Genomic DNA, 14,203 nt, shown 5'->3' on the forward strand with positions numbered 1-14,203 from the left:
CGTCTTTTTTATGAAGCCTTCTTAGATCAATATAATAGATTCGCTCGTAGCGCCTCATAAGGCTCTACCCCCTTTGAGCTGCTTTAGATTTTAATAAGTATTAATATCTATATTATATCATGTGTGCAGAATAAATACAAAGACAATAAAAATTCAAAATTTATAATTATAAAGATGTATATTAGTATATACATAAATAAATTTATATATTGTAGTTTTTCTATGACAATCTTAATTTTATGCTTTATTATAATTACACATAAAATATTTAAAATATTTACATTAAGTCTATAGTAATTATGAATTATTTATGCTAAAATAACTGTGAATTAGGGGGGAGTTAAAGTGGAAATATTGGGTAATATAATACATGAAATTTCCCGTGTCGTTACCATAGTAGTATTTATTGTTTCAATGTATTATTTATGTATTTCATTTTTTGGTATATGGAAGAAACAAGATAATAATGTCGTAGAGCCAAAAAAAAGTTTTGCATTAATTGTAGCAGCTCATAATGAAGAAATTGTAATTGCAAATATAGTTCAAAGTTTAAAGGGATTAGATTACCCGGAAGAATTATATGATATTTATGTTATTGCAGATAACTGCACTGATAAGACAGCTCTAAAGGCTGAACAAAAAGGTGCAATAGTATATGAAAGATTTAATAAAGAGAAGAGAGGTAAAGGTTATGCATTAGAATGGATGTTTGACAAAATCTTCAATATGGAAAAAAAATATGATGCAGTAGCTGTTTTTGATGCAGATAATTTAGTACATAAGAATTTTTTAAAAGAGATGAATAAAAAAATGTGCGAAGGATACAAAGTTGTTCAAGGATATCTAGATAGTAAAAATCCTCAAGATACTTGGATAACTGGAAGCTATTCTATATCTTTTTGGACGTCTAATAGAATGTTTCAATTATCTAGAAGTAATTTGGGATTATCAAATCAACTAGGTGGAACAGGATTCTGTATAGATACCAAGATATTGAAGGAAATAGGATGGGGTGCAACCTGTCTTACTGAGGATTTAGAATTTACTTGTAAGTTGGTTTTAAATGGACATAAAGTTGGATGGGCCCATGATGCTATAATATATGATGAAAAGCCGCTAACCTTAAATCAATCTTGGTTTCAAAGAAGAAGATGGATGCAAGGATTTGCAGATGTAGCACATAGATATTTCTTTAAACTTATAAAAAAATCAATAAAATCTTTTAGCTTTACAGCTTTGGATTGTGCTTTATATAGTATACAACCAATTGTGATAATTCTATTTGGGATTTCTATGATTATAGGAGCTTCTAATTATGTAATTAAAGCATATGATACTGTATCAAACTTAGGTAACTATATATCTTTATATTCTATGAATTTTAATATGATTACTTTCGCAGGAATTTTAATTTCAATATTGCAGTTTATTTATACACCATTTATACTAATATTAGAAAAAAAATTAGATTTAAAGATTTTTTGGTACTATATTATTTATCCTATTTATGCTATAACTTGGCTTCCAATATCAATTCAAGGCATAATACATAAGAACGATAAAGAATGGAGTCATACTTTGCATACAAGAAATGTAGATATAAGTGAACTTGAAAAAGCTAATTAGGGTATGATAAAAGAAAGATTTTTAATCTTTCTTTTTTTGTGTAAGGTATGAATATTAATTACAAATATATGTAATAGTATTTAAAGTAATTTTATTAAATTTAAATTTTTTTTTAATGCCTTGGAGGAAAAAAGCTATTTTTGTTGAATATATAATTGTAATGGTTCTCTTTAGGGGGGGAAAGTGTTGATGAATGAATATGTAGTAGGAATCGATATAGGATCTTCAAAAGTGTGCGCAGCAGCAGGTAGACTAGACAAATATGGTAAGATTCAAATAACAGGTATTACATCTGTACCTTGTAGTGGATTAAAAAGAGGTATTGTAGTAGATATCGACAATACAGCAGAAGGCATTAAAAACTGTATAGAACAGCTAGAAAGAATGGTAGACTCTAAAATTACAGAAGCTTATATATCAATTCCGTTAGAAATTTGTGAATTGGCTTTGAATAGAGGAGTTGTGGCTGTATCATCAGAAGACAGAGAAATTAGAAAAAATGATGTGGAAAGAGCACTAAAAGCAGCTAAAATTATTACAATACCATCCGATAAAGAAATTATAGGTGTTATACCAGAGCAGTTTATAGTTGATGGTTATGATAATATAACTGATCCGGTAGGAATGTGTGGATTGAGGCTAGAAGTAGATGCACAAATAGTTTTATGTCAGTCCACTATAATAAGCAATCTCTTTAAAAGTATAAAAAAAACGGGAATTAATATAGTTGGAATGGTATTTCAGCCTTTGGCCAATGCTATGTCAGTATTAAATAATGAAGAGATGAAAATAGGAACTCTTCTTTTAGATATAGGAGGAGAGTCAACTAATATTACAATCTTTAAAGATAATAAATTAGTTTATACTGATACATTGCCTTTAGGTGGAAATGTTATTACCAATGATATTTCTGTGTGTTTAAAATTACCTTTATCTGAGGCAGAAAAGCTAAAAATGAAATATGGAAAAATTAGTAATGAAGCTTCTGATGAAGATTTTAAAATAAAGATAAATGCAAATTATGATAATGTAGTGGAGGTAGACTATAACTTACTTATTCAAATAATAAGTGCAAGAGCTGAGGAAGTTTTATATTTAGTTAAGAAAAAATTAAATATGAATGGATATCTTGATAAGGTATCAGGAATTGTAGTAGTAGGAGGAGGTATAGCTTTAATAAAAGGGAGTAGTGAACTTTGCAGAGAAATCATGGAAAAACCTGTAAGAATGGGAGTTCCAGAGTATGTTGGGGCAGCAAGTCCGATATATACTTCTGCAGTAGGTGTAGTAAAGGATGTAATATTATCAGGTAAGGTAAAGTTAACTTCAAATAATCAATCAGAAAGCTATCATAAAAAAAATGATAGTAAATCTGTATGGGAAGAAGAGGATGACTTATATTCTGATGGAAAAAGTAATGGAATATTATCAAAGATAAAAGAATTTTTCACAGATTTTTTCTAATAAGGAGGTATTATTGTGCTAGATTTTGATGTAGATGTAAAGCAATTTGCTCAAATAAAGGTAATTGGTTGTGGTGGCGGTGGAAATAACGCTGTTAACAGAATGATTAAAGAAGGATTAAAAAATGTTGAATTTATAGCTATAAATACAGATAAACAAGCTCTTATGTTATCACAAGCTTCACAAAAAATACAAATAGGAGATAAATTAACTAAAGGACTTGGAGCAGGTGCTAATCCTGAAATAGGACAAAAAGCTGCAGAAGAAAGTAAAGAAGAGATTTCTCAAGCTATAAAGGGTGCAGATATGGTATTTATTACTGCGGGAATGGGAGGTGGCACAGGAACTGGAGCAGCTCCTGTAATAGCAGAAATAGCAAAATCTATGGGAATACTTACTGTAGGTGTTGTTACAAAGCCATTCCCTTTTGAAGGAAGAAAAAGAATGCTTCACGCTGAAATGGGAGTGAAGAATTTAAAAGATAGAGTAGATACACTGGTTACAATACCTAATGAAAGATTATTAAGTGTTGTTGATAAAAAGACAACTTTAATGGATTCTTTTAAATTAGCAGATGATGTTTTAAGACAAGGTGTTCAAGGTATATCTGACTTAATAACAATACCTGGTCTTGTAAATTTGGACTTTGCAGATGTGAGAACTATTATGACTGATAGAGGACTTGCTCATATGGGAGTAGGTAACGGTACTGGTGATAATAGGGCACAAGAAGCAGCTAAACAAGCTATATCCAGTCCAATGCTTGAAACTTCTATAGTTGGTGCAACAGGAGTATTATTAAATATAACTGGTGGAGGAGATCTTGGACTACTTGAAATAAATGAAGCTGCTGAAATTGTACAACAGGCTGCAGACCCAGATGCTAATATTATATTTGGTGCAGTTATTGATGAAAACTTAAAAGATGAAATAAGAATAACTGTTATAGCTACTGGTTTTGAAACTGAAAAGGAAAGAAGAAATGAAAAAGAAGGATTTAGTATTGGAAATATAAATAATATTTCTAATGAAAAAACTTCTGTAAATTCTAATGCGAATTCTGAAGTAGCTGCTTCACAAAGTAGTGATTTTGAAAATTATAATGAAAATGACTTGGAAATTCCAACATTTTTAAGAAGACAAAGAAGATAATGAATATTTAATAGGAAAAAAGCTGACCTTTGAAAAAAAGGTCAGTTTTTTTATTTTTATTGGCATATTATAAAAAATAAAATTGGAAATCAATATTAAAAAATGACAAATTTTTGAAAACAATGGGTATATAATAGTATCTAGAGGTGAGATTGTGTGATTGTTTACATAGATTTATTATTAATAGAAAATTTTATTGTAAATAAATTTCTTTTAATCATAACTTCTCAAACAGTAAGAAGAAATTCAAAGACAAAGGGAATTTATACTTCTTTAGCAGCTTTTATTGGTAGTTTTTATGTATTAACTATAATAATTGATAGATTGAAATGTTTTAATAATATTTTTATGAAATTAGTTGTTGCAATATTTATGATATTAATTTCTTTTAGGCAGAAAAATTTATTATTTAATATTAAAGCATCAATTATATTTGTATTTTATTCTATGCTTCTTGCGGGAATCTGTGTTTTCATAGAATTTAGTAAAAGTGATTCTTTAAATGGAGGAGTTATTTACAATTTTTCTTATAAAAGACTTATGCTTTCTATAATGATTATATATATACTAATAAATAAAATTATACTATTTATCAAAGACAGAAAAGAAATATGTAATTTTATATATGAAGTAGATATTGTGCTTAAAGATTCAAAGAAAAGTGTGAAAGCTTTTTTAGATACGGGAAACGAACTTATAGAACCTATTACAAGTTTGCCTGTTATAGTTGTAGAAAAAGATTTATTTGATGAAGATGAATTAAAGGGATATGATACATACTATATACCTTATTGTGTAATAAATGGTAAAATTGGAAGAATGAAAGGAATTAAACCAGAATGTATAAAACTACATAAGGAAAATCATTTAGAAGAAAGAGATGTATTGATAGCTTTTTGTGATAATAAATTGAGTAGTACTGGAGATTATGAAGCTTTATTATCCAGAGGAATAATATAAAAATAGGGGGAAAAATTATGCTAAACTTGAAACTATTATTAAATAATGTACTAACAAAATTAAAATTTTTGGCTAGAAAAATATACTATATAGGTGGAAATGATGCACTACCTCCTCCTTTAACAAAAGAAGAAGAAGAGAACTTAGTATATAAATTAGTATGTGGAGATGAAAGTGTTAGATCTATATTAATAGAAAGAAATCTAAGATTAGTAGTTTATATAGCAAGAAAATTTGAAAATACAGGAGTAAATGTGGAGGATTTGGTATCTGTGGGAACTATAGGATTAATAAAAGCAGTAAATACTTTTGATCCAGAGAAGAAGATTAAGTTAGCCACTTATGCTTCAAGATGTATAGAAAATGAAATATTAATGTATTTAAGAAGAAATAGTAAAGTTAAAGCAGAAATCTCCTTTTATGAACCTTTAAATGTAGATTGGGATGGAAATGAATTATTATTATCAGATATTTTAGGCACAGATAATGATGTAGTATATAACTTAATTGAGGATGAAGTAGATAAGCAGTTACTCCTAATTGCTATGGATAAGTTAAGTAATAGAGAAAAAGAAATAGTAAATTTAAGGTTTGGTTTGGGAGGAAAAACAGAAAAAACACAAAAGGAAGTAGCGGACATGCTAGGAATATCGCAATCTTACATATCTAGATTAGAAAAACGAATCATAAAGAGATTAAAGAAGGAAATTAATAAAATGTTATAAAGTTTGTCCCTGTATAAAAAAAGGCCTCTAAGGAAATAATTAAAATGCAATTACACTAAAGGGGCTGATATTAGTGATGATAAACAAAGTTGAAATTTGCGGTGTCAATACTTCTAAATTACCTGTACTTAAGGAAAAAGAAATGCGAGAACTTTTAATTAAAATGAAGGACGGGGATAATGAATGTAGAGAAAGGTTTATAAAAAGTAATTTAAGACTTGTATTGAGTGTAATACAAAGATTTAATAACAGAGGTGAAAATGTAGATGACTTATTCCAAGTAGGTTGTATTGGACTAATTAAAGCTATAGATAATTTTGATTTAAGCCAAAATGTAAAATTTTCCACTTATGCAGTGCCAATGATAATTGGTGAAATAAGAAGATATTTAAGAGATAATAATTCTATAAGAGTAAGTAGATCTTTAAGAGATATAGCTTATAGAGCACTTCAAGTGAGGGATAGACTTATAGCTGCAAATAATAAAGAACCTACTGTATCAGAAATAGCCAAAGAATTAGAGGTACCTAGAGAAGAAGTTGTATTTGCTTTAGATGCCATACAAGATCCAGTATCATTATTTGAACCTATTTATCACGACGGGGGAGATGCTATTTATGTGATGGACCAGATTAGTGATAATAAAAATGTAGATGATAGTTGGTTAGAAAATATAGCTATAAAAGAAGCAATGAAAAAACTAAATGATAGAGAAAAACTTATATTGACACTAAGATTTTTTGATGGAAGAACTCAAATGGAAGTGGCAGATGAAATAGGAATATCACAGGCTCAAGTATCTAGGCTTGAAAAAACTGCTTTAAAACATATGAGAAAATACGTTTAATAAAAAAGTTACTATATAACTTTTTTAAATTACAGATTATAGAGTAAAGAATGCAGGTTAAAAAGATTTTCTTTTGTTAATATTACAGAAAAGTTTTAATTTTAAATTTTTGTAATGTAATGGGAAAAATCTTTATTATTTGTATTCTTTACTCTTTGTTCTGCAATCTAAAAAGTTAGTTTATAATTTTTTAAAGTTGTTATATTAAATATTCCACTACATAAATATATTATATATGGATGTTATAAGGGGGATTTATATATGGAAATGTCTTATTATTCAATTAACAATTTAAGAACTATGGAAATTATAGATATTAATTCAGGTACAAAATTAGGATATATAAAGGATCTTAAAGTAGATACAAATGCGTATAAAGTACTTTCAATTATTATACCTTCTCAAAAAATGGCTTGGTTTGGAAAGAATGATGATTTAGAAATACCATGGGAAAAGGTTAAAAAAATAGGAATAGATGTTATATTGGTGGATGGTAGTGACTATATGATGGACAAATCCTAGTAGAAATAAAGAAAAAAATGTGTATAATATATAGTATATAGCATATTAAAAGCTTAAGTAAAAAGGCGGGAGAGAATATATGAAATGTCCATATTGTGGATATAATGAGAGTAAGGTTGTAGATTCTAGATCAACAGAGGATAATATGTCCATTAGAAGAAGAAGAGAATGTCTTAAATGTAGTAAAAGATATACTACTTATGAAAAGGTTGAAAATGTACCTATACTTGTTATAAAAAAGAATATGAGTAGGGAGTATTTTGAAAGGTCTAAGATAGTAAACGGACTTATTAAAGCATGTCAAAAAAGGCCTGTATCAAGGAGCCAAATAGAAAGTATAGCAGATGAAGTTGAAAAGAATATAAATAATCAAATGCTTACAGAAGTAAATTCTGAATATATAGGTGAAATGATAATGAAGAACTTGAAAAGTATTGATGAAGTGTCTTATGTAAGATTTGCATCTGTATACAGACAATTTAAAGATGTAAATACTTTTATGGAGGAGATAAAAAGGCTTATATCAAACAAGTAATATTACATAGTGAGTAAGTTAGCTTTATGATACAATAGTCATAAAGCTATTATTTTATATTAGAAAATGGAGGGTAAATATGGCACAAGAAAAAATCTTAATAGTAGATGATGAAGAACACATTAGAGAATTATTAAAATTCAATCTGGAAAGTATTGGATATAATATCCTTTGTGCAGAAGATGGAATTAAAGCTTTAAAAATTGTAAATGAAGAAAGACCAGCATTAATACTATTGGATTTAATGCTACCTGGAATGGATGGATATGATGTGTGTAAGGAAATAAGAAAAAGTAATAATGTTTCTACTACACCTATAATAATGTTAACTGCTAAAGGAGAAGAGTTAGATAAAGTATTAGGCTTAGAATTAGGAGCAGATGATTATATTACTAAACCTTTTTCAGTTAGAGAATTATTAGCAAGAGTAAAAGCAGTGCTTAGAAGAACTTCAGTTAGTGCTATAGATAAACGCTTTAACTTTGGAAATATATTAATTGATTTTGAAAAGCATGAAGTATTAAAAGACAATATTAAGATAGAATTAACTTTAAAAGAATTTGAACTATTAGAGATGCTTATAAAAAATAAAGGAAGAGTTTTAACTAGAGATTTTTTATTAGACAAAATTTGGGGATATGAATATATAGGGGAAACTAGAACGGTGGATGTACATATAAGACATATAAGAAAAAAAATTGAGGAAGATGATAAAAGTCCTAAATATATAGAAACAATACGAGGTGTAGGATATAGATTTAATTTTTCTGAATAGTATACAGGGGGATATAATGAAAAAGAAATTAATGATTTATATGCTAACTACTCTCATGATTAGTTTAGCTTTAGTAATGACATTCTTTATAATTATTGTAAATTACCAGTATACTAAAAATACTAAAAAATTATTAGCGGCAAATAATGAATTAATTATAAATATGCTAAAAGAAAAGGAAATAAAAAATATAGATAGGTTTATAAAGAATAGTTTTAAAAATAATGAAATACGTGTAACTTATATTGATAATAATGGAAAAGTAATAAGTGATTCACTATTAGAAATAGATAAAATGGATAATCATAATAATAGAGAAGAAGTAATTCAAGCTAGAAGAGAGGGATATGGATATAAAATAAGACATAGTGCTTCTACAAATAGTGATACTATGTATTTTACAACTTCTTTGGAAAATGGATATATAATAAGAAGTTCTGTAAAGATGAATATGGTAACTGGTTTTGAAGGTAAATATATAAAATATTATATGTTTGTAATCTTTATTGCAATATCTATGTCATTTCTTTTTTCTTCAAAACTTTCTAGAGGACTTGTAAAACCAATTAAGGATTTAGAGTTTATAACTTCTAGAATAACTGCAGGAGAATTAGACAGAAGAGTTAATATATATGCGCAAGATGAAATAGGTCATCTCAGTGAAACCTTTAATAACATGGCAGAAAAATTACAATTTACATTAAATGATGCTTTAGATAAGCAAAATAAACTAGAGGCTATATTAAAGAGTATGGATAGTGGGGTTATAGCCATAGATAAAAACTTTAAAGTAATTATGATAAATCCCTATGCAAAAAAAATTTTTGGTATAGATAAAGACATTATAGGAAAAAATCTTTTAGATCATATAAGAAATTTTGAGTTAGAAGATATATTCAAAAATAAATTAAATGATTATAGAGAGATAAAGATAATATGGCCAAAGGAGAGAGACTTAAGAATAAAAACCGCAGATATAAATAATGGTAAGCAGTTAATTGGTACTGTAGCTGTGGTTCAGGATGTAACGGATATAAAAAGACTTGAAAATATAAGATCTCAGTTTGTGGCTAATGTATCTCATGAATTAAAAACTCCTTTAACCTCTATTAAAGGATTTGCAGAAACATTAAGATATGTAGAGGACTCCAAAAATAAGGAAAAGTTTTTAGATATAATAAATGAGGAAGCAGAAAGATTAACTAGACTTATTAATGATATACTTACTCTTTCAGATATTGAAAATATTAAAGGGCAAAAAGAAGAATATGTGGATATTAATACTGTTATTGAATCCATTTGCTATTTAGTAAAAAGTTCAGCAGATAAAAAAGATATAAAGATATCCATAAAAGGAGAAAAATTACCCAAAATATTAGGAGACAAAGATAGGTTTAAACAAATGTTGATTAATATAGTAGATAATGCCATTAAATATACAGAAAACGGTGGAAGTATAGTTATAGGAACAAAAAAGAAGGATAATGAATATTTAATATGGGTAGAAGATACTGGAGTTGGCATACCAAAAGAACATTTAGATAGACTATTTGAAAGATTCTATAGAGTAGATAAGGCAAGAAGTAGAGCACAAGGAGGAACAGGATTAGGGCTTGCTATAGTAAAACATATTTTAGTTGGTTTTAATGGAAATATTAGTGTAGAAAGTGAAGTTGGAAAGGGAAGTAAATTTATAATTTCTATACCAGAAAGGAGAACACATTCCTAAATTAGGAGTGTGTTTTTTATGCAAAAATATAAATAAAAGTAAAAAAGTTGGATATTTAAACGCTGTTTATGGAAAGATAATATTAAAACAAGTTAAACTGTTAATTTTATTTAACAGAGCCATAATCAGTGCTTAACTTTAACATAGTAATATTATTTTAAAGAGAGATTAGCAAGAGAATATAAATTGAATGGAGGTTTTTTAAGTGAAAAAGAGAAGTTTAAGAGTAATGATAGCTGCACTTGCAATAACAATTACAGCGGGAGTTTTTGTAGGGTGTGGTGGAAACAATAAAGATACAGGAGAAGGAAAAGGAGAAAATAAAATTTCAGGAACTATAACTTCAGTAGGTTCTACTGCGTTACAACCTTTAGTTGAACAATCTGCTAAAAATTTTAAGGCAAAATATCCAGATGCAACTATAAATGTGCAAGGGGGAGGAAGTGGAGCAGGATTAAATCAAGTAGCAGAAGGCACAGTTCAAATAGGAAATTCAGATGTTACAGCTGAATCAAAATTAAAAGACGCAGAAATAGTAAAACAATTAGCAGACCATAAAGTTTGTGGTATAGGATTTGCAATAGTTACACATAAAGATGTAAAAGTTGATTCTTTAACTAAAGAACAAATTCAAGGGATTTTCTCCGGAAAATATACTAATTGGAATCAGGTTGGATCAAAAGAAAATTTACCTATAAATGTGATTAATAGACCAAAATCTTCAGGAACAAGATCAACTTTCAAAGATACTTTAATGGAGAATAAGGATGAAAAAGAAGGATTAGGAACAATTCAAGACTCTAGTGGATCAGTAGAAAAGACAATAGAATCAACTCCGGGTTCAATTAGCTACCTTGCTCTATCCTATTTAACAGAAGAAAAAAGACAAAATCTTAAAGTGTTAAAGATAGATGGTGTAGATGCTACAAAAGAAAATATAATAGCTAAAAAATATCCATTCTGGTCATATGAACATATGTACACTAAAGGAGAAGCTACAGGACTTACTAAAGCATTTTTAGATTATATGGTAAGTGATGAAAATAAAACATTAGTAGAGAAATTAGGATACATTCCAATGGCAGATTTGAAATAATATAAATATTTTTAGTCAGTGGCTGGTTACAAGTATGGCCAGCCTTTTTTATACCATAGCTGCCATAAAGCTATTTTAGTATACACATTATTATATGTAAAAAGGCAAATGTATTTTATTAAGTTTAAGTAAAAATTAAATATTGAGGTTTTGTAGATGGAGAATAGTATAATAGGGAAGATGATAAATATGAATAAAAGCAACAAACTAAAAAAAATTAAAAATGAATATGCAGGTAGAATTTATGCTACATTTTGTGGTATAGCTATTGTAGCATTAACTATAGCAATCATATTTTTTATAGCTTCAAAGGGAATAAATATTTTTGTGAAACATGGATATTCTTTAAGTGAAATTTTATTTTCCTCCAAATGGGCACCAGATGCTGATAAGCCACAGTTTGGATCAAGAATATTTATTATAGGTTCAACTTTGGTATCTCTTGGAGCTGTTTTAATTAGTGCTCCTATAAGCGTTGCCTTAGCAATTTTCATGAACTATATATCTCCTAAATTAGGGAAAAAAGTATTACAGCCAGCCTTAGAGTTATTTGTAGGAATACCTTCTGTTGTATATGGTTGGTTAGGAATTACAGTATTATTACCATTTCTTAAAAGTGGTTTTGGAGGATTAGGATTTAGTTTACTTGCTGGAATACTAGTATTAAGTATAATGATACTTCCAACTATAGCAAGTATATCTTCAGATGCTATTAAAGTTGTGCCTAAAGACTTTGTAGAAGCTTCCTATGGATTAGGAGCTACTAGATGGCAAACTATAAGTAAAGTTATAGTACCTGCTGCCAAAAATGGAATACTTACAGCTATAGTATTAGGAGTTGCAAGAGCTTTTGGAGAAGCTTTAGCAGTTCAAATGGTTATAGGAAATACAGTTAAGGTTCCTAAAAATATTTTAAGTCCAACTACAACTTTAACATCAGTATTAACTATGGATATGGCTAATACTGTATCAGGTACTGCATGGAATGATGCTCTATGGACACTAGCCACAATACTTTTAGTAGTTTCATTTATGTTTATTTTAGTAATAAGAGCTATAGGTAAAAGGAGTGAAATAAAATAATGAATGCAAAATTAAAAGATAAAATATGGACTGGTATTTTATATGGAATATCTAGTTTTGTAGTGCTCCTTTTGGTGGCTTTAATAGGATATATATTAGTTAGAGGAGTAAGCACATTATCACCTTCTTTTTTATTTGGAGAACCAAAAGTAGGAGAAGCCGGTGGAGGAATAGGACCGCAATTATTTAATTCTTTTTATATGTTAATTGTATCATTACTTATAACTGCACCATTTGGCATAGGAGCAGGAATATATCTTGCGGAATATGCAAAAGAAGGAAAAGTGTTAAATGCAATAAGATTAAGTATAGAAACCATGGCATCATTACCTTCTATAGTAGTAGGACTTTTTGGATTATTGGTATTTGTAAAACTTACAGGATGGGGGTTTACATTGCTTTCTGGTGCTTTAGCAATAGGAATATTAAACTTACCATCTCTTACAAGAGTTAGTGAAAATGCAATTAGATCAGTATCTAAAGGAGTAAAAGAAGGAAGTTTAGGATTAGGAGCTACAAAATGGCAAACTATAAAAAATGTCATGTTGCCTTCTGCTATGCCTCAAATACTTACAGGAATAATACTAGCTGGAGGAAGAATATTTGGAGAAGCAGCAGCTTTACTTTATACATCAGGTATGAGTGCACCTCATTTAAATTTTGCTTTAGATAATCTGACTTCAAAATCATCACCTTTTAGTTTGATGAGACCTGCAGAAACTTTAGCAGTGTATATTTGGCAAGTAAATTCTGAAGGCATGATACCTGATGCTGTAAGAGTAGGAAATGGATCAGCGGCAGTACTTATAATAATGGTTTTATTATTTAATATTTTAGCAAGAATAATAGGAAATGCTATATATGAAAGATATACAGGTAAAATGTAATATTAGGAGGATATGTGGATGGGAGTAGTTGAAGTTAAAGATTTAGATTTATATTATGGTAGTACTCAAGCTTTAAAAAAAATAAATATTAATATGGAGAAAAATGCTGTAACAGCATTAATTGGACCATCAGGTTGTGGTAAATCAACTTTTTTAAGAACTATAAATAGAATGAATGATTTTATAAGCGGTGTAAAAATAGAAGGTAGTGTAGTCTTTGAAGGAAAAGAGATATATAAAGATTTTGATGAAATAGAATTAAGAAAGAGAATAGGCATGGTGTTTCAAAGACCAAATCCTTTTCCAATGTCTATATATGATAATATTGCTTATGGACCAAGAATTCATGGCATAGCTAATAAATCTACATTGGATGAGATAGTAGAAAATAGTCTTAAGGGAGCAGCTCTTTGGGATGAAGTAAAGGATAGATTAAAGAAAAATGCATTAGGGCTTTCTGGAGGACAACAACAAAGATTATGTATTGCTAGAACTTTAGCAGTTGAGCCAGAGGTGCTTTTAATGGATGAACCAACTTCCGCATTGGACCCTATTTCTACTTCTAAAGTTGAAGAACTTATGGATATTTTAAAAGAAAAATATACAGTTATCATAGTTACTCATAATATGCAACAGGCAGGAAGAATTTCAGATTATACTGCATTTTTCCTAAGTGGTGAGGTAGTGGAATTTGGAAGAACAGAAGATATATTTTATAAACCAATAGATAAACGAACAGAAGATTATATTACTGGTAGATTCGGTTAGAATTAGGTATAATAAAAATATTCACAAATTAAAC

The 14,203-nt window shown here is 28.6% G+C and carries 14 protein-coding genes; all 14 read left to right on the forward strand.

Translation table 11 applies throughout. The features are described 5' to 3' along the window. Positions 1–345: 345 nt before the first annotated feature. Positions 346–1,626, forward strand: a complete 1,281-nt coding sequence (locus tag J2Z24_RS15010) for a glycosyltransferase family 2 protein (RefSeq protein WP_035146023.1) — start codon at positions 346–348, stop codon at positions 1,624–1,626. A gap of 189 nt (positions 1,627–1,815) precedes the next feature. After that, positions 1,816–3,090, forward strand: coding sequence for a cell division protein FtsA (gene ftsA / locus J2Z24_RS15015; protein ID WP_035146025.1), 1,275 nt, complete (start codon positions 1,816–1,818; stop codon positions 3,088–3,090). A gap of 15 nt (positions 3,091–3,105) precedes the next feature. Next, entirely contained in the window at positions 3,106–4,242 is a 1,137-nt protein-coding gene (gene ftsZ, locus J2Z24_RS15020) for a cell division protein FtsZ (RefSeq protein WP_035146028.1), read from the forward strand. Between the two features lie 156 nt (positions 4,243–4,398). Next, positions 4,399–5,202: a sigma-E processing peptidase SpoIIGA gene (spoIIGA, locus tag J2Z24_RS15025; RefSeq protein ID WP_035146031.1), complete on the forward strand. Its 804-nt coding sequence runs from the start codon at positions 4,399–4,401 to the stop codon at positions 5,200–5,202. 17 nt (positions 5,203–5,219) lie between these two features. Continuing rightward, positions 5,220–5,927, forward strand: coding sequence for an RNA polymerase sporulation sigma factor SigE (gene sigE / locus J2Z24_RS15030; RefSeq protein WP_035146034.1), 708 nt, complete (start codon positions 5,220–5,222; stop codon positions 5,925–5,927). A gap of 73 nt (positions 5,928–6,000) precedes the next feature. After that, complete coding sequence (gene sigG, locus J2Z24_RS15035; RefSeq protein ID WP_035146036.1) at positions 6,001–6,774, forward strand: RNA polymerase sporulation sigma factor SigG; 774 nt, start codon at positions 6,001–6,003, stop codon at positions 6,772–6,774. Between the two features lie 261 nt (positions 6,775–7,035). Then, positions 7,036–7,296, forward strand: coding sequence for a YlmC/YmxH family sporulation protein (locus J2Z24_RS15040; RefSeq protein ID WP_035146037.1), 261 nt, complete (start codon positions 7,036–7,038; stop codon positions 7,294–7,296). 79 nt (positions 7,297–7,375) lie between these two features. After that, the gene (gene nrdR / locus J2Z24_RS15045) at positions 7,376–7,831 is read left to right on the forward strand and encodes a transcriptional regulator NrdR (RefSeq protein WP_035146039.1); all 456 of its coding nucleotides are present in this window, start codon (positions 7,376–7,378) and stop codon (positions 7,829–7,831) included. Between the two features lie 79 nt (positions 7,832–7,910). Then, positions 7,911–8,606, forward strand: a complete 696-nt coding sequence (locus tag J2Z24_RS15050; protein WP_035146042.1) for a response regulator transcription factor — start codon at positions 7,911–7,913, stop codon at positions 8,604–8,606. A gap of 16 nt (positions 8,607–8,622) precedes the next feature. Next, the gene (pnpS, locus tag J2Z24_RS15055) at positions 8,623–10,335 is read left to right on the forward strand and encodes a two-component system histidine kinase PnpS (protein ID WP_035146045.1); all 1,713 of its coding nucleotides are present in this window, start codon (positions 8,623–8,625) and stop codon (positions 10,333–10,335) included. Between the two features lie 205 nt (positions 10,336–10,540). Continuing rightward, on the forward strand, positions 10,541–11,431 hold the full coding sequence (locus tag J2Z24_RS15060; RefSeq protein ID WP_035146048.1) for a phosphate ABC transporter substrate-binding protein: 891 nt from the start codon (positions 10,541–10,543) through the stop codon (positions 11,429–11,431). Between the two features lie 156 nt (positions 11,432–11,587). Beyond that, positions 11,588–12,514, forward strand: a complete 927-nt coding sequence (pstC, locus tag J2Z24_RS15065) for a phosphate ABC transporter permease subunit PstC (RefSeq protein ID WP_443652020.1) — start codon at positions 11,588–11,590, stop codon at positions 12,512–12,514. Further along, a complete protein-coding gene (pstA, locus tag J2Z24_RS15070; protein ID WP_035146050.1) occupies positions 12,514–13,401 on the forward strand; it encodes a phosphate ABC transporter permease PstA in 888 nt (295 codons plus the stop codon). Before pstC ends, pstA begins: the two co-directional genes overlap by 1 nt. A gap of 18 nt (positions 13,402–13,419) precedes the next feature. Then, complete coding sequence (gene pstB, locus J2Z24_RS15075; protein ID WP_035146053.1) at positions 13,420–14,169, forward strand: phosphate ABC transporter ATP-binding protein PstB; 750 nt, start codon at positions 13,420–13,422, stop codon at positions 14,167–14,169. The last annotated feature ends 34 nt before the right edge of the window (positions 14,170–14,203 follow it).

Source organism: Clostridium tetanomorphum, assembly GCF_017873215.1.
Lineage (GTDB): Bacteria > Bacillota > Clostridia > Clostridiales > Clostridiaceae > Clostridium_AO > Clostridium_AO tetanomorphum.